The following is a 20,912-nucleotide window of genomic DNA, read 5'->3' as shown; positions in this document are numbered from 1 at the left end:
CTCTTATGGTTTCCAAATATGGTTTTCGAGATTTTCTACAAGATTACTTGTTAAGCCAATGTCATATAAATCTTCATTTAGTCTTTGTAAATCTGCTTGAGCGCCTTCATCCAAATAACTAGCTACAGATGAACGGCGGGCTAAGCTTGTTACCCATATATCTGCGGCAATACCTGTATTCTCTTCAAGAATTTCTGCTGCCTCGCTTGAATCAGTATCAATGGCTTCACCAACTTTAGATAGTTCTTCCACATAGGCAACGACCGCATCCTTATTGGATTCGATGAATTTATCAGATGAATAGTAGAAACTGCGGTGTTCAACAATACCTTCTGCTGTAGTTAAGATTTGATTGCCTTTACTTTCGGAAACCGTCATATACGGATCCCAAATTACCCATGCATCCACATCGCCGTTCTCAAAAGCAATATTCGCATCTGCCGGGCTTAAAATAACCGATTCTACATCGTCCAGAGTCAAGTTAACTGTTGCTAGAGCAGTAACTAATAAATACTCTGAAATTGAAGCTTTATTGTACGCAATTTTTTTTCCTTTCAATTGTTCGATAGATTGGATAGATCCATCATTTTTCACTAAAATACCTTCCATTTGTGGAGACGATTCTTCACCTGCAATGTATTTGAAATTCATTCCTTTTGATAGTGCCATCATTGATGGTGCATCACTTGCATTGGCAAAATCGATGGCCCCGGAGTTTAATGCTTCAAGAATCGAACTTCCTGTATTGAATTCAGACCATTCCACTGAATAACCTAATTCTTTTAATCGTGATTCCAATTCGCCATTCGATTTTAATAGCAATGTTGTCCCGTTTTTCTGATAGCCAATGCGTACTTTTTTATTTTCTGCATTCGATGATGCGCACCCGACTAAAATAACCGATAAAGTTAAGAGAAAAAAGATGGATAATAGTTTTTTCATTTGTAATACCTCCTTAAATAATTGCCTGTAATTCTTTTTGTTTATTCGATGTTTCCGTTTTTGTTTGTTGTCCTAATAAATACTGAAGCAGAATTTCCTCGAGCTCCGCAAATTGTGGATTTGACCGCGTTCTTGGTCGAGGGAGTTTTACCGGCAAATCTAAAGCAACGATTCCGTCTTCGATTAAAATAATCCGATCTGCCAATGCAATGGCTTCTGCCACATCATGTGTCACGAGCAACGATGTATATTTCTGGTTTAGCCACAGCTGTTCAATTAGATTTTGCATTTCAAGTCGAGTCAGCGCATCTAATGCACCAAGCGGTTCATCCAACAATAAAAGTCTTGGCTGTGCACTAAGCGCACGAGCTAATGCAACCCGTTGTTTTTGGCCACCTGACAGTACATGTGGCCACTCTTTTGCGCGGTCTTTTAATCCCACATGTTCAAGTGATTTTAATGCAAGTGGTTGCCAATCCTTTTTCAATTCTGTGCCTACCCCTACATTTTCTAATACAGACAGCCATGGGAGTAAACGATCTTCCTGAAACATGACGCGAACGCCTGAAAAGTCTTCCTGTTGAATACCGTCTTTTAAAGATTCTCCTGCCGTTTTTTGTTCTAAATTTGCAATGATACGGAGAAGCGTACTTTTCCCGCATCCGCTTTTCCCGACGATGGCAACAAATTGTCCAGCGGGGATTGTTAAATTAATATCCTTTAATACTTGTTTTTCACCGAAACTTTTTGTTAAATTTACTAACTCAATATTGATTCCATTTGTCATGGAAGCACCTACTTTCCGTTAAAATACTTAACATATTGAATTACTAGGGATTATTAATAAAAAAATTTACACAGGCTATTTAAATAGTGCGCATGAACATTTTTTCTAAATGTTACCATAATAATAAATATTCAGTCAATAGTAAAAATTATTTTACCTATCGAAATAATATGGATTAGATTTCTTCGAATAAGAAAGAGCATATAGATAGCTGAACAGAGGAATAATTGTACTTTTCAAAAAAAGTTGTTACTATGAAGGTAGTGCTTTATTCAGTACATATTTAAAGAAATAGTTGATAGCCAACCACTGGAAGATTGATTTTGAGATGGGGGTTTCAAATCGATTTTGGAGGAACTTATAATGGTTAAAACGGTTTTAGTAGTAGAAGATGAAATGCCAATTGCAACACTATTAAAATATAACTTGGAACAAGCAGGTTTTGACGTTCTATTGGCGCATGATGGTCAGGCAGGTCTTGATACAGCAGTAGAACAATCACCAGATCTGATTTTATTGGATTTAATGCTGCCAAAACTTGATGGGGTCGAAGTCTGTAAAGAATTACGACGATTGCGTATCAATATACCGATAATTATGTTGACTGCGAGAGACGATGAATTTGATAAAGTATTAGGTCTAGAGCTTGGGGCTGATGATTACATGACAAAGCCGTTCAGCCCGCGTGAAGTAATTGCACGAGTGAAGGCTGTGTTGCGACGTTTCTCGGGACCAGTTGTGGAAGAAACAGTCGAATCGAGTGAAGTAGTCTACACATTTGGTAATTTAAAAGTTTTCCCGGAGCGATTTGAAGCATTTATCGATGATGAGTCTTTGGAATTCACGCCAAAAGAATTTGAATTGCTTGTTTACTTGCTTGAAAATAAAAACCGTGTTTTAACACGCGATCAGCTGCTTAGTGCCGTATGGAACTACGATTTTGCCGGGGATACTCGAATTGTAGACGTACATATTAGTCATCTGCGGGATAAAATTGAAGAAAATAGTCGTAAACCACTGTATATTAAAACAATCCGTGGTTTAGGTTATAAATTTGAGGAGCCAAAAAAATAATGAACGCAATGAAAAATCGTTTATTTTATTCGTTTATTTTAGTAATTGGATCAAGTTTAGCTGTTCTAGGACTGTTCATAGGGCAGCTTTTTCCATTTTTCGCAGATGAGTTTGTTCATGAAGTGACAAAGGATTCTGAGCAGCAATTGGAGCAAGTGATCGAGCAGGAGAAAATAGAACTTACTGAGACACAGAAAGAAGCCATATTAGGCACTTATGCAATAGATAGACAGGCTGAAGGACTACAAAGTACAAAACAAAAAATATATTTAATCATTGCCGCATTATTATTTGGCGGTCTCATTGTAATGACTTTTATGGCATATCGGGTTGTGAGCAATATTATAACACCGATTATTAATATTACAAAAACCGCGAGAGAGCTATCAAAAGGAAATTACCGTGCGCGCGCTTTTGCGAATGGTCCGACTACGATTGTTGAGTTGAGAAATTCCATTAATATTCTGGCGCGCAATTTGCAGGATATTACGAAAACAAGAGCTATTGAGGAAGAGCGATTAAAAACATTAATTGAAAATATGGGCAGTGCCTTAATGATGATTGACCGGGAAGGGAATATTTCGATTGTTAATAAGAAATTCCAAACATTATTTGAGCTGCCTAAAGAGAAGCTCATTGGCAATAATTTTATGATGCTCGGGCTGCCAAAAGAGCTTGAAAAGTTTATTGATCATGTATTTTTAACGGAATTACCATATCGTCAGCAGCTTGAAATGGAAATCGCAAATGAAGTGTATTATGAGCAAGTTTACGGTGCTCCGGTTGTTGGAGAACATGGACGCTGGCTCGGTGTCGTAATTGTAATGCATGATGTGAGTGAACTTGTACGATTGGAGCAGATTCGTAAAGATTTCGTCGCAAACGTATCGCACGAGCTACGTACACCGATTACATCAATCAAAGGATTTTCTGAGACGCTTCTTGACGGAGCGTTTAATGATGAGCAGATGCTGCTTTCCTTTTTAACGATTATTCATGATGAAAGCAATCGCATTCAAGTGCTCGTCAATGATTTGCTCGAGCTATCCAAAATTGAGAGACATGGTTTTACACTCGATGTAGTTCCGACAAAGCTGCAGGATATTTTAGTTCGGGTTGTTGATTTGACAAGCGCGCAATTAGAAAATAAAAATATGCAGTTTGATGTTGAAATAGAGCAGGATGCTGTTATTTTAGGTGATGTAAATCGGCTAATGCAAATATTTACGAATTTGATTAACAATGCGATCGCCTATTCTAAAGAAGAAACAACGGTTACACTGCGTATTAGTGCCAATGACCAATACGGAATATTTGAAGTGAAAGACGAAGGTATCGGTATTGAAAAAGCAGAGATTTCACGTATTTTTGAGCGCTTTTACAGGGTAGATCGGGCACGAAGCCGAAATTCTGGAGGAACAGGCCTTGGTTTGTCCATTGTAAAGCATTTGATTGAAGCACATAACGGGAAAATTATAGTACAAAGTGAAGTTGGTAAAGGTACGAGTATTAAAGTTTACCTGCCATTGAAAGATTGAAGCTTAACAGTATATTTACAAAACATTTAAATTACCTTTATATTGCGGTGTTATAGTTCTTTATAGAAACCCCCGTTTCTAAAAGAAGGTAACGCAAAACATGGAATTGAATATAATAATGAAGAAACTGCGCAGAAAATTGGAAGCTTTCTGTGTAGTTTTTTTATGTCTAAATTTCTGACCCCTCAATTTGAAAAAATATGAAACTTTTACAAATGGTTACCCGTAGAATAAGAGGAAATTGAAAAGTAAGGAGGCTTTATATGATGAGTGTAAAAAGAACATTAATGTGGGTAGCGCTTATTCTCATGGCTGTCGTAGGTATTATTGTTGTGACGACATCCTGGTATACAGTAGATGAATCGGAACAGGCAGTAGTAATTACATTTGGTCAAGCGGATGAAACAATACAAGATTCAGGACTTCATTTTAAATTACCGTGGCCAATACAGTCTGTAGAAATTTTATCAAAAGAAACGTACAGTTTACAATTCGGCTATAAGCAAAACCCGGACGGTACGGTTGAAGCATTCGATAAAGAAACAAAAATGATTACAGGTGATGAAAATATTGTTTTAACAGATCTTGTTGTTCAATGGCGTATTGTTGAGCCAAAAAAATATTTATTTAGTTCACAGGAGCCGCGAGCGATTTTACATAATGCGACATCCAGTGCGATTCGTTCCATCATAGGTAGCTCAACAATCGATGAGGCATTAACGGATGGTAAAGCGGATATTGAAGCAGAGACACGCGAATTGCTTGTATCGTTAATCGAAAAATACGATATCGGTATTGGGGTTTTAGGAGTAAAGCTGCAAGATGTAGAGGTGCCGAATGCAGAAGTGCGTGCAGCTTTCACAGATGTTACCGATGCACGAGAGACAAAAAATACAAAGATTAACGAAGCGGAAAAATACGAAAACCAGCGAGTAAGTGAAGCGGTTGGTGAAGCAGCTGCAATTCTTTCGAAGGCAGAAGGGGAAAAGGCTTCACGTATCGAGCAAGCTACAGGTGAAGTAGCTTTATTTAACCAGCTTTATGATGAATACCGTCTGAATAAAGATATTACACGTGAACGATTAGTGCTCGAAACATTGGAGGCAGTTTTACCGAATGCCCAAATTTATATTATGAATGATGACGGCAGCGGTACGATGAAGTACTTGCCGATCCAGCCAATGCAAACGACACCTCCTTCTACAGAAGAGAAAAAAGAAGGGAGCAAAAGTGAATGAGTAACAACAAAAATAACTTTGACGGCGATTTAGATGAGTTTGTGAAAAAACTGTTCGGCAACAAAAAAGGGTCGAAAGAAGTGAAGGAAGTACCGAGAGCAAACGACGCTGAACAACAAGTAAATAGCAGTAATACAAATGGGAAAAAAGCACCAACACCATTAAAGAAAGATAAGAAGCCGATAAATGTAAAACAATGGGTTTCTTCTGCTATTGTATTAACGGTTGTGTTTGCAGCATTAATTGTCGTATTTGCGAATCTGTATATTGTTAAAGAAAATGAATATAAAGTAGTTCGTCAGTTCGGGGAAGTAGTCAAGTATGAAAGTGAACCGGGACTTCATATGAAAATCCCGTTCATTCAAAGTGTGACAACTTTACCAAGCAATTTAATGACACATGATATGACAGAAGAAGAGATCAGTACAAAGGATAAAAAGCGAATTATTATTGATAACTATACTGTTTGGCGTGTAACGGATCCAAAAGCGTTAATTTCAAATGCAGGACAGTTGCTCAATGCGGAAAATCGTATGGAGGAGTTCATTTATTCGGCACTTCGAACAGAATTCGGTCAAACGGAATACGGCGATATTATTAATGAAAAGGATTCGAAACGCGGGAACATTAATGACCGTGTTACTCAACGCGTCAATGAATTAATCGATTCAGCCAACTTTGGTATTGAAGTAATTGATGTACGTATTCGCCGCACAGATTTACCTGAGGAAAACGAACAGTCTGTTTATACAAGAATGGTTTCTGAACGTCAATCGATTGCGCAAAAGTATCTGTCAGAAGGAGATGCGGAAAAGCGCAGTAAAGAGGCGAAAACAGACCAGGAAGTTCAAGTGACTCTTGCGAAAGCAAACAAAGAAGCATCTGTCATCCGTGCAGAAGGAGAAGCACAGGCCGCACAAATTTATAATGCTGCCTACTCGAAAGACCCGGAATTCTACAGTTTATTCAGAACGTTAGAATCATATAAGAAAACAATCGGAAATGAGACGATGATTATCATCCCGTCAGACTCGCCATATGCAAAACTGTTATCCGGTCAAATAGATTAAATAATGTAAAAGCCAATTAGAATCAGCCATTCTAATTGGCTTTTCTTTGCATGGGAAAAAACTTCATTAAATTTTCAAATTATATTATTGGAAACTATTATTTTGCTGTTATACTATAGTATAGTTAGTTCATACAGGGGGAGTGGCAAAGTTTGAGTAAAGTAATACAGAATAGTTTAATCGCTTTTATTATGGCAACATCTGTAACGGCGCTTTTTTATCAATCTAATATTAATTTCGTGAAGGTGGAAATTTTTCATATACCAATTTTGTTTATTGCTATTTTAGTATTAAGTTTGTTTATTGCAGAAGATGTACGGGATTCGTTCAAGAAAGTGCTGTGGTTTGAAAAACGTGAAGATAAACGTCCAATCTGGCAAGTTGGTATTGGTATGATCTTTTACTTCACACAAATTGGTTTTGTAGAAGTATTTGCACGCGGGTTGATGCCATACGATTTAGGCGGCATGCCGATGTATGTCATCATTCCATTTTTAAATGCCTTTTTATTAACGGTTATTTTTGAAGAGATTTTTTATAAAGAAGAAAAAAACGGTGTACATGTAGTGAAGTTCAAAAATAAAATTAAATAAATATTTAGACCGCGCGGGATTTTATCCCACGCGGTTTTTGTTTATTATAGCAAGTTTAATTAAATAAAATTGAAAATAAATAGGAAAATTTGAATAAGTGTGTATAATATAACAAGTGTAGTATTTTGTGCATATAATGCAATAATTTTTTTAGGGTATAAATACTTATATATTCAGAAAAATTAGGTAATAATGCACGTTAATTAATTATTAGTTCATACATATAAGGAAGTGAAAGTTTTGATTCTATTAGATACAGCTTATGTATCCCCACTCTTAGCAGAAACATTGATCGAAAAGAAAGTAAAGGTTTTGGATATTCAACAACAGTTGATTCTAAATCACAAATCAGAAGATGACCAAAATCTGGTGAAAGTATTTCAACAAGAGGATTTAATCATCATGAATTCTGAAGAAGCCATTCAGATTCTAAATGAATATTATGCAGAATCGCATGTAACAAAAACAGCGAATTTATTTAAAAATAAATTTGCATTCAGAAAGCGTTTAGCTGAGAGTTATCCTAATTTCTTTTTTTTAGAAACTACTTCAGGTGAGTTAGGGCAACTTGATCTATCCTCACTACCCTATCCGTTAATCTTTAAGCCGACAGTCGGTTACTCAAGTGTTGGGGTTTACAGGGTAGAGAATCCACAAGAATTCCAAAGTATAATCGATAAAATGGAAGAGACGATGGAACAATCGAGTGAAGACGATTCAAAGGATGTTTTGGGTAGCGAAACCTTTATCGTTGAAAGTTATATTGAGGGGCAGGAATTTGCAATCGATCTTTTCTACGATGAAAAGAATGATCCGGTTGTGCTCAATTTATTTGCACGTATGTTCAAAGACGAAAAAGATATGAGTGATCGTATTTATTATACGAGTAAGCAAGTGCTGCAAAATTACTTAGCTCCGATTACCGAGTATCTGCAAGGACTTGGGGAGATCTTCAATTTACGGAAAATGCCGCTGCATGTAGAACTGCGCATGGATGATGAAGGAACAATTATACCAATTGAAGTGAATCCATTACGCTTTGCTGGTGCAGGTACGACCGAATTGGGAAGTTTTGCATATGGGGTTAACTCGTACGACTATTTCTTCGAACAGAAAAAACCGGATTGGGCTGCCTTAATAAACGCAATGGACAATAAAATTTACAGCTTTACTTGTGCCGAGTTTGAAGGTGAGATAAAGATTGATGACGGGCTTGTGATACACCATGAATTATTGCAGAAACAATTCCACCATATTTTAGAATATCGTCATATTCCGTACGGTCAGGGTGCGACGTTTGCTGTCATTTTCTTTAGCAGTGAATCGTTGGCACAAAATGACCATATCCTATCGTTGGACTTTATGGAATATGTAGAAAAAGAAGAAAAGTTGTATGTGAAAAATTAAATTTGGGGGGAAGCTTGGTTAAAACAATTTCATAATTGTTTTAAAGAGCAATGTAAATGTTAAAAAAATTTAATTCAGTAAAAACCAAGATTTTATTAGGAATTTTAGTTCCAATTATTTTATTAAGTGTTGTTTTTAGTTCAATTCTATTTTTGGTTTCCAGCAACTTAATTAATAACCAGATCATTCCGCAGCACAACCAAAACTTATTGTTGAGTATGGAAAAATTCAGTACGCTTTTTGACGCGGATATAGTGAATGATGCTAAGAAAAACAAGGCTTCATATGAAAAATTACTGGAAGCCACAACCGATTTCCAAAATGATTTTGATCTGGAAAATGCCTATATTATGAGTAAAGTCGATGGAGAGGAAGTTATTCTGGTATTGGGGAATTCGGAAGATTACCTGACACCGCTTGCTTTTACAGAAGAACAGACAGCGGCACTTTCCACAACGGAAACAGTGGCGAGCGATATCTATGAAGATGATTATGGAAAACACCAATCAACCTTTCTTCAAATTCCTGGGACGGATTCTGTTCTGGGATTGGATGCGGATGCGGATTTTATTGATGAATTGAATAGATTGTTAATTATAATTATAGTTGCTTCACTGCTTGTTGCATTGATTATAGGCGCAATTATAGCGGTTATGGTTTCAAAAAAAATTGTGAATCCTTTAAATCAGCTTTTAAACCACACTGAAATTGTGGCACAGGGTGATTTATCAAAACAATTGGAAGTATACAGTGATGACGAAATCGGGCGTTTAACAACTAGCTTCTCGGATATGCAAACGCAATTGAGAGAGACTATCTACCATGTAACCGACACATCCGACCATGTTGAGGAAGGTTCTTCGATATTAAAAGAGACGGTAGAACAGTTAACAATTACATCGAATCAGGTATCGGGCGCAATTCAGGAAATTGCTTCTAGTACTGAGCTAATTACAGAAGGCGCTGTACAAAACCGGGTGGCAGTGGAACAGATCGCATTCAAAATTGAAGAAATTTCTAATGTTACGAAATTAGTGGCACAGGAGGCGATAGATACCAATACTGTCGCAACACAAGGAATAGAAGTTATTCATAAGTCTGTTGCAGGAATCGAAACAATTAATGAAACGGCGAAAATGTCATTAATGAAAACAGAACAAATGAATAGCCGTTCTTTAGAAGTTGGTCAAATCACGAAAATTATTTCAAGTATTTCAGATCAAATCAACTTACTTGCTTTAAATGCGGCAATCGAAGCGGCAAGAGCTGGGGAATACGGGAAAGGTTTCGCAGTAGTAGCGGATGAAGTCCGTTCATTGGCAGAACAATCGGCGAATTCGGCGAGTGATATTACGACATTGATTAATGAAATGCAAAAAGATTCAAATGAATCTGTTGTTGCAATTAATAATGTTGTAACGAAAATCGAGCAGGAAAGCGTGACGATCTACTCGGCTGTTGAAACATTTAATACAATTTCTAAATTAGTGGATAATATGAAAAATGAAATTCAAAATGTAACAAATGCAGTCCAAGGCATCGCAACGGACTCTAATCAGGTACTTGAAACAACGGATATAACGGTTCAGTCATTGGAAGAATCCAATGAGCATTCTCAAAGTATTGCTGCATCAATAGAAGAACAGACAGCATCGACTGAAGAAATGCTGAGCATTGCACACGAATTGAATGAAATGATTATTAAGTTAAAAGGACAAATTAATCACTTCAAAATATAAAGATTCTTTTTTTTGTATAAATAACTTCTAAACTAAATGAACTTAATACAATGATTTGAAAATCCAGATTATGCCATATTGCATTCATCTGGATTTTTTCTTTTTAGGCGGCAATACATATTGCGGAAGGTTTCCGTTTGCATAAGGATTATAAGATGGTGTTTGAGCTGATATGAGTCATTGCGACTAGTGGGTATTGCCTGCTGATGTTCTAGTCCTTGGGAAGGAACAGTCGCTTTGGCGAGCTGCATAATTGTGGTGAATAAGAATTTTATTGCAGAATTTGCGTTTATGTTGGCAATTCATCGCAATAATCGCTAAAGTAGAAGGAGAACATACAATCGTAACATATCTTCTTTCGGCGCGTTTTGAACACACGCCAGAAGTTGATGCCACCGGGTGAAGCAACAGATTCGGCAAAGCGTATTTAAAAGAAGATCAGGTTAAAAGCGTCGGATGACTGATCCGTATCCTGTGAACCTGACCCGAGTCCGGGCGTAATCAAGCCGAGGTGAAATTGATTAATGGAGGAACTTGCATGACAAAACAAAAATTGCTTTTACTAGATGGAAACTCATTGGCTTATCGTGCCTTTTTTGCATTGCCGCTGCTGACAAATGACAGCGGGATTCATACAAATGCGACTTACGGATTTACAACGATGCTTCAAAAAATTATCGGTGAGGAAAATCCGACACAAATGCTTGTTGCGTTTGATGCCGGCAAAACGACTTTTCGTCATGAATCATTCGGTGAATATAAAGGGGGCCGTCAAAAAACTCCGCCAGAGCTTTCCGAACAATTCCCTTATATTCGAAAACTGATTGATGCATACAAAATTAAACGCTATGAACTGGAAATGTACGAAGCAGATGACATTATCGGAACGTTAGCAAAACAGGCTGCTGGACAAGGGATCGAAGTTATCGTTGTTTCAGGAGATAAAGATTTAACGCAGCTCGCAACAGAGGATGTCACAGTATATATTACCCGTAAAGGGATTACCGATATCGAAAAATATACACCTACACATATTGAAGAAAAGTATGGACTGACACCGGAGCAAATTATCGATATGAAAGGGCTTATGGGAGATCAATCCGATAATATTCCGGGAGTTCCAGGCGTTGGTGAAAAAACAGCGATTAAATTATTGAAAGAACACGGGACGATTGAAAAATTATATGAAGCGATGGATTCATTGAAAGCTTCGAAAATGAAAGAAAAGCTGGTAGACAATGAAGAAATGGCTCACTTATCAAAAAAGCTTGCGACAATTCATACAGATGCACCATTAACAATTTCACTTGATGATTTAGCATATGCAGGTCCGGATGAGGAAGCACTTCTTAATGTATGGCAAGAGCTTGGCTTTAAATCTTTAATTGAAAAAAGTGATTTTGAAGCAGTAGAAACGGAACAAGCTGAATTAGTATTTGAAAATGTACAGGCTATTACAGGCGACATGTTAAAAGAAACGATGGCAATCCACCTCGAGTTGGAAAACGAACATTACCATAGCTGTAATGCCCTCGGTTTAGCCTTGTCAGACGGAGAACGTACGGTTTATACAGCGATTGATAATGTAGTTGATAATGCGGACTTAAAAGCATGGCTGCAAGATGAAACTAAGAAAAAGTATATTGTGGACAGTAAAGCAACACAAGCAATGCTCCATCGTTTAGGGATTGAGCTTAAAGGCGTGGAGTTCGATTTATTATTAGCTTCGTACATTTTAAAGCCGTCGATATCTGGTGATGATGTGGCAACACTTGCAAAGGAATTCGGTTACCAGGATGTCCAATCCAATGAAGCAATCTACGGAAAAGGGGCGAAGTGGGTTGTTCCAGGTGCGGATCATGTAGCTGAACATGTGAGCCGAAAAGCGGTAGCAGTTTGGAAGCTGCAGCCTTTATTAGAGCAAAAGCTGATGGAAAATGAACAGTTTGAATTATACAAGGAGCTGGAGCTGCCGCTTGCACATATTTTAGGGAAAATGGAGAGCGAAGGGATAACTGTCAATATTGATACATTACGTCAAATGGGTGATGATTTGAAAGCAAAGCTTGAAGTAATGGAAGCGACAATTTATGAGCTGGCAGGTGAGAAATTCAATATTAATTCACCGAAACAGCTTGGTGTTATCTTATTTGATAAATTAGGCTTACCTGTCATTAAAAAGACAAAGACAGGATATTCAACAGCAGCCGATGTACTGGAGAAGTTACAGTCCGAGCATGACATTGTGAAGCATATTCTTGAGTACCGAACGCTTGCGAAACTGCAGTCAACATATATTGAAGGTTTAATAAAAGAAGTGCATAAAGAAGATTCAAAAGTGCATACTCGATTCCAGCAGGCATTAACTTCAACTGGGCGTTTAAGCTCAACGAACCCGAATTTACAAAATATCCCGATTCGTTTAGAAGAAGGACGCAAAATTCGAAAAGCATTTGTTCCGTCGAAAAAGGATTGGATTTTGTTTGCTGCGGACTATTCACAGATTGAGCTGCGCGTATTGGCTCATATGTGCGGAGATGATGCGCTTGTAGAGGCATTCCAGCAAGGGATGGACATCCATACGCGTACGGCGATGGATGTGTTTAATCTTGAGAATCCGGACGAAGTGACAAGTTTAATGCGTCGCACTGCAAAAGCTGTTAACTTTGGTATTGTATACGGGATTAGTGATTACGGCTTATCGCAAAGCCTTGATATTACCCGTAAAGAAGCGGCAATTTTTATCGAAAACTACTTGCAAAGCTTCCCGGGTGTAAAAAACTATATGGATACAAGTATTGAAGAGGCAAAGAAAGCAGGGTTCGTTACAACGATTTTAAATCGCCGCCGCTACTTGCCGGACATTACAAGCTCGAACTTCAATTTAAGAAGTTTTGCAGAGCGTACTGCGATGAATACACCAATTCAAGGAAGTGCAGCGGATATTATTAAAAAAGCAATGATTGATATGAACGCACGCCTTGAACAAGAAGGATTACAGACGAAGTTATTATTACAAGTTCACGATGAGCTTATTTTTGAAGCACCAAAAGAAGAAATTGAAATTTTAGAACGTATCGTACCTGAAGTTATGGAAAATGCAATTAAGTTAAGTGTGCCTTTAAAGGTTGAGTTTTCATATGGTGCTACATGGTACGATGCGAAATAAGGAGTACCATTTATGCCGGAATTACCAGAAGTAGAAGGGGTCGTACGTGATTTACGGCCAATTGTAGAAGGAAAGACGATTGAATCTGTCTCATTGTCGGATGTTGTTTATACATCACATGAAGCTGGAAAACAGGCGATTGTAAAAAACGCAAAGCCTTCTCAGTTTGAACTATTAGTACGCGATATGAAAATCGATAAATTGGAGCGCAGATCAAAATATATATTCTTTCATCTCAAGAAAGATGATGAACGTTTTATTTTAGTGAATCATTTAGGGATGAGTGGCGCATGGTTTGTTGTTACTGATGTGCTGGAGATAACGGAAGAAAAATTCCGCAAGCATATTCATGCAATATTCACATTGGCAAGCGGAGAATTGCTTGTCTATGCAGATATCCGCCGTTTTGGTGAATTACGGTTTATTAAAGAAATTGCCGATCATCCACCATTGTTAAAAATGGCACCGGAGCCTTTTGATGAAATCGCCTGTGATTTTTTCATCATGCAAAGTGAAAAACCGAAATTCGCGAAAAAACCGATTAAAGAAGTCATCATGGACGGTCAGGTAATTTCTGGTTGCGGGAATATTTATGCAACCGAAGCATTGTTCAAAATGCTTATTCATCCTGGAAAAGCAACGAATGAGTTAAGCCGCGAGCAGAAGACGACGCTCTTTCGTGTGATTTGTGATGTGTTGCAGGAAAGCATTGATTCGGGTGGATCGACAATTTCAGACTACCGGAGTATTAATGGTGGTGCTGGAACAATGCAGCATCGACTGAAAATGTATGGGAAAAAGCAATGTGTTGTATGTGAAACAAATACAGAGTCGCTCGTAATTGCGGGCAGAACATCAACATATTGTCCGCAATGTCAAAAATAAAGGGGAATTGCTGTGATTATTGGTTTAACAGGTAGTATTGCCAGTGGAAAGAGTACAGTTGCTAAAATGATTGAGTCATACGGATTACCAATCGTTGATGCCGATTTAGTGGCGCGGCAAGTAGTCGAGCCTGGTACACCGACATTAAAAAAAATTGCGGAAGCATTTGGACCGGAAGTCGTTGCACACGATGGTTCAATGGACCGTGCAAAAGTGGGAAGTATTATTTTTCATGATGAAGAAATGCGAAAAACTTTAAATAGCATTATACATCCGGCTATTCGTGAAGAAATGCTGCGTCAGCGTGATGAATTAATGTCTTATGGAGAAAAAAACATTTTCATGGATATTCCGCTGTTATTTGAAAGCAAGCTGGAACATTTCGTTGAAAAAATCATTGTTGTTTCTGTAAATAAAGAAGTTCAGCTGCAGCGCTTAATGGAACGAAACGGCTTTACGGAAGATGAAGCAAATGCCCGTATTGCCTCACAAATTCCGGTAAAAGAAAAAGAACAGCTAGCTGATGCTGTCATTCATAATAACGGTACGCTGGAGGATACAGCAATTCAGCTTCAAAATATTTTGTATGAATGGAATGTACTGAAGTAAAATATAACCTCAACTAATTTTATTAAAAATTGGGTTGAGGTTTTTATTTTGAGGGTATGTATTATCTGAAAATAACAAATTTAATTTAGTGGATTAAATATGTTCAACTTTTTATAATATGTGTTATACTAATCAACGAATAAACAAAACGAATGAATCGTACTTTTAGGAGGATTTAAATAATATGACAGTTTCTATTGCAATTAATGGTTTTGGCCGCATTGGTCGTATGGTGTTCCGACAAGCAATGATGCGCGGTGACGTGAATATCGTAGCGGTGAATGCAAGCTATCCATCTGAAACGTTAGCACATTTAATTAAGTATGACACAAATCATGGTATGTTCCCGGGGACTGTAGAAGCAGTCGAAGGTGCCTTAATTGTAAACGGCAAACGTGTTGAATTAGTTAGTGAACGCGATCCATTAAAATTACCATGGGCTCAAATGGGTGTAGATATCGTAATCGAAGCTACTGGCAAATTTAATGAACGTGAAAAAGCAGCAAAACATATTGAAGCTGGCGCGAAAAAAGTTATTTTAACTGCTCCTGGTAAAAATGAAGATATTACCGTTGTTTTAGGTGTAAATGATGATAAATTGGATTTATCAAAGCATGATGTTATTTCAAATGCATCTTGTACGACAAACTGTTTAGCTCCTGTAGCAAAAGTATTAAACGATGAGTTCGGTATTGTAAACGGCTTAATGACAACAGTTCACGCTTATACAAACGATCAAAACAACATCGATAACCCTCACAAAGATTTACGTCGTGCACGTAACTGCGGATCATCAATTATCCCAACTTCAACTGGTGCAGCAAAAGCATTGCGCCTTGTATTACCGGAATTGGATGGGAAAATTCATGGTATGGCATTACGTGTACCAACACCAAACGTTTCTTTAGTTGATTTAGTTGTAGATGTAGAAAAAGACGTTACAGTAGAAGAAGTAAATGCGGCATTTAAGGCGGCAGCTGACGGCAAAATGAACGGTATTTTAAACTTCTCTATGGAGCCATTAGTATCTTCTGACTACAATACAACAACGTACTCATCTACTGTAGACGGCTTAACTACGATTGTATTGGGAGACCGTAAAGTAAAGGTTATCGCATGGTATGATAATGAGTGGGGTTACTCTGCACGCGTAGTAGACTTAACAAAGAAAATTGCAAACGAATTAGCAACAGTAAATGCATAATTTTAATGCTTGTTAAAATGTGATAGATCACTTCAAAAAGGCGTAAATACGTCTGATGTAACAGAAAAACCTTTTGCGGAAAATCAAACCATTTTTGCAAAAGGCTTTTTCTATTGTGTGAAGCACCAATGCACTATATAATTGAATGACTTTCCATTGGAAAATTTCAACGCGCGTGAAGCACTATTTCAAGCGCGTTGTTTTTGTTATAATAGAATAAACTAACTAACTTTTAGGAGAAATTATTATATGAGATGTCCAGCTTGTCAATACAACGGTACACGCGTTGTAGACTCAAGACCTGTTGATGATAATAAAGAAATTCGCAGACGTCGTGAATGTGAATCTTGTGCTTTTCGCTTTACGACATTTGAAAAAATTGAAGAAACCCCTTTAATCGTAGTGAAAAAGGATAGCTCACGCGAGGAGTTTAGTCGTGAAAAAGTGTTGCGTGGTCTGATCCGCGCATGTGAAAAGCGACCAGTTGCATTAGATCAATTAGAAGAGATTGTCCTATCAATTGAAAAGGAATTACGCCGATTAGGCAATGCGGAAGTACGCTCGGAAGATGTCGGGGAGATGGTGATGGACCGACTTGCAAAAATTGATGAGGTGGCCTATGTGCGCTTCGCCTCTGTTTACCGTCAATTTAAAGATATTACAGTCTTTATCGAGGAACTGAAAGAAATCATGACCCGTCAGTCAAATGACAAATAAGTGTTAGGAGGGATAAATGGTAATGATGAATCAGCTAAATCCATATGACCATTGTGAAATTCATTGCCCTCAAAATATCACTAGTGAGCATCAGCTTGCATTGCAATTATGCTATCAGCCGATTATCGGTGTTGAAGCTACCGCATTATATTTAAAGTTATGGGTTGAAACACAACAACACGAAAAAGCAACTTGTTTTCATAGCAACCTGCTGGATTCATTAAGTTTTAAACCGAAGCAATTACTACAAGCAAGAATTGTATTAGAGGCAATTGGTTTAGTGAAGTCATTTGAAAAAATGATGGATTCATATAAATCAATGAAGTATATTTTATATCCGCCTTTGACTGGCCGCGATTTTTTTGACGATTCGATTCTTTCGGTAGCGCTTTTACGAAAAATCGGTCGTGACCAGTATGAAGCATTGCGAAATAAATTAACGAAACATGATATTTCCTTACATGGATACAAAGATGTGACATGCAGCTTTAACGATGCATTTGTAGCAATAACAGAAACTGAGTTAAAGCAAGTCATGCAGGAAAATACAGGTTCAGTAAATGAACGTTCAAAAATGTCGTACCCGTTTGAGTATGACTTATTTGATTTTAAAAGCTTCATGATGGGCATGAGCCAAAACTTGATTCCAAGTAAATTATTTACACTTGATATTAAAATTGCTATTGCCAAATTAGCTTTCATGTACAATTTCTCTGTAACGGACATGCAAAGAATTGTGTTATTGGCATGGGATACAGATGATGGACTTACGAAAAAAGAGCTGGAAAAACGCTGTGAAGAATATTACCAGTTGAACGTCGGTGTCTCGAAACCGAAACTGATCAAAAAACAGGACATTTTCCGTTCGGTAGAAGTAATGAACACTGCACCTGCAAAAACACAGCGAAATATTAATGATAAAGAAGGTTTAATCGAGTATTTAGAAAAAACCTCACCGATAGAAGTTTTTCAAAAATTTAATGGTTATTTGCCACCGGAATCCGTTGTAATGGAATTTAACAATTTCATTAGAAAAGGGGTATCTTACGGCACATTGAATGTTTTGATTCATTATATTTCAATGAATGATGAACTGAATTACAATAAAAACTTTATGAAGGTTGTCATGAATAACTGGCTGAAAAAAGGTGCAAAAACAGCTGAAAATACAATGGAAATTGCAAAAGTTGAACATAGCTACCGTGATCGTAAATCGAAAAATTTATCGCAAATTACGGTTACGAATAACGATTTGAATAAAGTTGAAGAAAATAATAACTCGAAAAATGATTCTCCTGATTCAGCGTTAGTTGATTTTAAAAATTCTACGCCTTATCAGTATTTACTTATATTGACTCATGGTGAAGAACCGTTTTCAGGGCATGTGAAAATAGCAGAATCGCTTTACAGTTCTTATGATATACCGATTGAAGTGGCGAACGTCATTATTCGCCATGTTTGGGATTCAACAAAAGGGAACCTACCAGAATCGTTTGTAGAAGCGTTGGCATCAGAAATCAGATACAATCAAATTAAAACAGCAGAGCAAGCATTGGACTATATTGAAAAGCGAAATGAACGCAATCTTATTAAAGTGACAGAAGATTATTTAACGGTAGATGACCAATCAATTCACTATGATAAAACGGTTCCTTATTATTTCTTGAAATCGCTGTATAAAGGGAAAAAGCCGGTAAAATTTATTGTCGATTTAGCGGAGGAACTCGTATTGCAGCAAGGGCTTTCGGTCGGCGCTGTCAACGTGCTGATGGAATATGCCTACAACGAGAGCAATGGAAAACTGACAAAAAACTTTGTGCAGTCAATCGCAGGTAACTGGATGTTAAATCCGCCTGCAAATGCTTTGGAAGCCCTTCGTATTGTTGAAGAAAGCGATGGATCTCAATTGAAGGCTTCTAAAATTACGATGGATACACCGCTTGCATTTAAAGTTACGGTTAAAGATATGTCAAAATGGATTCCGGCTTTCGATGAAACATTGCCATATGATTTCATGAAAAACTTACTTAACGGTAAAGAACCGGTTGAAATGTTAGTGAAGCAAGTGGATGACCTTGTATTAAAACATGGCATTAAAGTTGGTGTTGTCAACGCAATTCTTGAATTTATATTAACGAATAAAACGAGCCGTTTTGGACGTAATCAAATTCAGACGCTGGCACTAAATATGCAGCTGAAAGATATCCTGTTGGCTAAAGATGCACTTGCTTACATTGAAACAAATTATAAAGAAAACAAAGTAGACGTGAAAATTACCGAGCAGGATTTACCGAAATATTATCCGGGGGATTATGTGTTTACGCCTGAATTGGCCCGCTATGAAAAAGCGACGCCTTATCTTTTTACAAAAGAATTAAACGATGGTCATGAACCATTTGCGTATGTTGTCGCAACAGCAGAAAAGTTAATCCTGCATTACAAGATGATCCCGGCTGTCGTCAATTACATGCTAGAGTATGTAATGGAAAAGACAGAAGGTGCATTGCCTGAAAAATATATTAACAGTGTCGCAAATACATGGCGAAACAATAAAATTCAGACGATTACCCAAGCGAAAGTATATACTGAAATGCAAGACAAGAAGAACAAACAACGCGGTGCAAGGAAAGTTGGCGTAGTGCCGGATTGGTTTAAAGAAAAAGATCAGGTACCTGTACAACAAACTAATTCTAGCAATACTCAAAACCCAATTGATTTTGAAGAGCAACGCAAAAAGTTATTAGAGCAATTAAATAGTGATTAAAAAGCAGGTGAGTACGATCGAACCAATAAAAGATTCGCTCAATAAAATTAACATCCCATCATTTGAGCAAAAATATAATGAATTAAAAAACCGGGTGCTTTCACATCCAAGTGTACAACAGTTTATGAATGACCATAATATGACGGAAAACTCGGCTGTTATTCAATATGGAATGACGACACTTTTTGAATTTGTAGAGCAAAAGCACACTTGCTGTGGAGCCGGTTCAACATCGCAGTGTCAAAATTTCTATAAAGGCCATGTTCCGCAATTAATGCTTTCAAATGGTCAGATTAATATTATTTACCGCAAGTGTGAGCAAATGTTAAAAGAAGATGATCAGCGGGAGCTAGCTTCAATGATGAAGACCATGTATATGCCAAAAGATGTCCTGAATGCAGACTTTAATGAAATGGATATGAATGATAACTCCCGTATGGCTGCAACACAGTTTATGGTCGAATTCAGGAAGCAATATCGGGAAACAAAAGAACTTCCTGCAAAAGGGCTGTATTTATACGGAACATTTGGTGTTGGCAAAACCTATATTTTAGGTGCCATCGCAAATGCTTTATCCAAAGAACGGATTCAAACTTTGTTAGTGTATATGCCGGAATTCATCCGAGAATTAAAGTCGTCGGTAACAGAGGGATCGATTGAGCAGAAAATCGATTTTGTAAAAAAAGTGCCGGTACTGATGCTGGATGATGTAGGTTCAGAGCCGATTTCTACATGGACAAGAGATGAAATTATCGGGTCAATCTTGCATTATCGAATGGCGGAAAAATTACCGACGTTTATATCGTCCAACTTCAATTACAAACAATTGGAAGAACAATGGGCGGTAACCGAACATGGGGCAATTGACGAAATGAAATCGGGCCGTATTTTACAACGAGTACAGGCATTAACAACACCGCTTGAAATTACAGGAACAAACCGAAGAAAATAAAATATTGAAAGTTTTATTTTTCAATATTGCATTTCTGCAAAATCGAGCGTATACTTTGTACGTAAATAAATAATAAATGCATTGAAAAGGACAACAAGTTAACGAACTGGCTTTTAGAGAGGGAAGACACGGCTGCAAGCTTCCTAGCACAAGCGTTTTACTTTACTACCTTCGAGCAGTGACGGGGCCAATCCGTCATCGTTTCTCAGTACGTTAACTGACCG

16 protein-coding genes are annotated in these 20,912 nt (G+C 37.5%); 14 read left to right on the top strand and 2 right to left on the bottom strand.

Annotated elements, in window-relative coordinates; translation table 11 throughout:
- Positions 1–3: 3 nt before the first annotated feature.
- Positions 4–942, bottom strand: a complete 939-nt coding sequence (locus tag MHB58_RS14210; RefSeq protein ID WP_065215514.1) for a sulfonate ABC transporter substrate-binding protein — start codon at positions 940–942, stop codon at positions 4–6.
- Positions 943–955: 13 nt separating this feature from the next.
- Entirely contained in the window at positions 956–1,729 is a 774-nt protein-coding gene (locus MHB58_RS14205) for an ATP-binding cassette domain-containing protein (RefSeq protein ID WP_340735456.1), read from the bottom strand.
- 363 nt (positions 1,730–2,092) lie between these two features.
- On the opposite strand from MHB58_RS14205, the gene MHB58_RS14200 reads away from it, so the two are divergent.
- From MHB58_RS14200 to dnaI, 14 genes are all read left to right on the top strand, one after another.
- Positions 2,093–2,803 carry a response regulator transcription factor gene (locus tag MHB58_RS14200; RefSeq protein WP_008407749.1) on the top strand — a complete coding sequence of 237 codons (711 nt, stop codon included), beginning with the start codon at positions 2,093–2,095 and terminating at the stop codon, positions 2,801–2,803.
- Positions 2,803–4,341 carry a two-component system histidine kinase PnpS gene (gene pnpS / locus MHB58_RS14195; protein WP_340735455.1) on the top strand — a complete coding sequence of 513 codons (1,539 nt, stop codon included), beginning with the start codon at positions 2,803–2,805 and terminating at the stop codon, positions 4,339–4,341. Before MHB58_RS14200 ends, pnpS begins: the two co-directional genes overlap by 1 nt.
- A gap of 266 nt (positions 4,342–4,607) precedes the next feature.
- On the top strand, positions 4,608–5,579 hold the full coding sequence (gene hflK, locus MHB58_RS14190) for an FtsH protease activity modulator HflK (protein WP_173364536.1): 972 nt from the start codon (positions 4,608–4,610) through the stop codon (positions 5,577–5,579).
- Positions 5,576–6,649, top strand: coding sequence for a protease modulator HflC (hflC, locus tag MHB58_RS14185; RefSeq protein WP_014823125.1), 1,074 nt, complete (start codon positions 5,576–5,578; stop codon positions 6,647–6,649). Before hflK ends, hflC begins: the two co-directional genes overlap by 4 nt.
- A gap of 152 nt (positions 6,650–6,801) precedes the next feature.
- Positions 6,802–7,242 carry a DNA polymerase I gene (locus MHB58_RS14180; protein ID WP_251686508.1) on the top strand — a complete coding sequence of 147 codons (441 nt, stop codon included), beginning with the start codon at positions 6,802–6,804 and terminating at the stop codon, positions 7,240–7,242.
- Positions 7,243–7,482: 240 nt separating this feature from the next.
- A complete protein-coding gene (locus MHB58_RS14175) occupies positions 7,483–8,649 on the top strand; it encodes an ATP-grasp domain-containing protein (protein WP_251686509.1) in 1,167 nt (388 codons plus the stop codon).
- 56 nt (positions 8,650–8,705) lie between these two features.
- Positions 8,706–10,388: a methyl-accepting chemotaxis protein gene (locus MHB58_RS14170; protein ID WP_340735454.1), complete on the top strand. Its 1,683-nt coding sequence runs from the start codon at positions 8,706–8,708 to the stop codon at positions 10,386–10,388.
- Positions 10,389–10,926: 538 nt separating this feature from the next.
- Positions 10,927–13,557 (top strand): DNA polymerase I, encoded by a 2,631-nt coding sequence (gene polA, locus MHB58_RS14165; protein WP_340735453.1) that lies wholly within the window; start codon positions 10,927–10,929, stop codon positions 13,555–13,557.
- A 12-nt stretch (positions 13,558–13,569) separates the two neighbouring features.
- Entirely contained in the window at positions 13,570–14,442 is an 873-nt protein-coding gene (gene mutM / locus MHB58_RS14160) for a bifunctional DNA-formamidopyrimidine glycosylase/DNA-(apurinic or apyrimidinic site) lyase (protein ID WP_008407741.1), read from the top strand.
- 12 nt (positions 14,443–14,454) lie between these two features.
- A complete protein-coding gene (coaE, locus tag MHB58_RS14155; protein WP_008407739.1) occupies positions 14,455–15,051 on the top strand; it encodes a dephospho-CoA kinase in 597 nt (198 codons plus the stop codon).
- Between the two features lie 184 nt (positions 15,052–15,235).
- Positions 15,236–16,255 carry a glyceraldehyde-3-phosphate dehydrogenase gene (locus MHB58_RS14150; protein WP_008407737.1) on the top strand — a complete coding sequence of 340 codons (1,020 nt, stop codon included), beginning with the start codon at positions 15,236–15,238 and terminating at the stop codon, positions 16,253–16,255.
- A gap of 249 nt (positions 16,256–16,504) precedes the next feature.
- Positions 16,505–16,972, top strand: a complete 468-nt coding sequence (gene nrdR, locus MHB58_RS14145) for a transcriptional regulator NrdR (RefSeq protein WP_014823133.1) — start codon at positions 16,505–16,507, stop codon at positions 16,970–16,972.
- Positions 16,973–16,994: 22 nt separating this feature from the next.
- Complete coding sequence (locus MHB58_RS14140) at positions 16,995–19,736, top strand: DnaD domain protein (protein ID WP_340735452.1); 2,742 nt, start codon at positions 16,995–16,997, stop codon at positions 19,734–19,736.
- Complete coding sequence (gene dnaI, locus MHB58_RS14135) at positions 19,729–20,688, top strand: primosomal protein DnaI (RefSeq protein ID WP_008407732.1); 960 nt, start codon at positions 19,729–19,731, stop codon at positions 20,686–20,688. Before MHB58_RS14140 ends, dnaI begins: the two co-directional genes overlap by 8 nt.
- Positions 20,689–20,912: the final 224 nt, after the last annotated feature.

Source organism: Solibacillus sp. FSL K6-1554 (genome assembly GCF_038005185.1).
Classification (GTDB): Bacteria; Bacillota; Bacilli; order Bacillales_A; family Planococcaceae; genus Solibacillus; species Solibacillus silvestris.
Note: the sequence above shows the minus strand (reverse complement) of the source record. Positions and strands in the feature narration are given on the sequence as shown.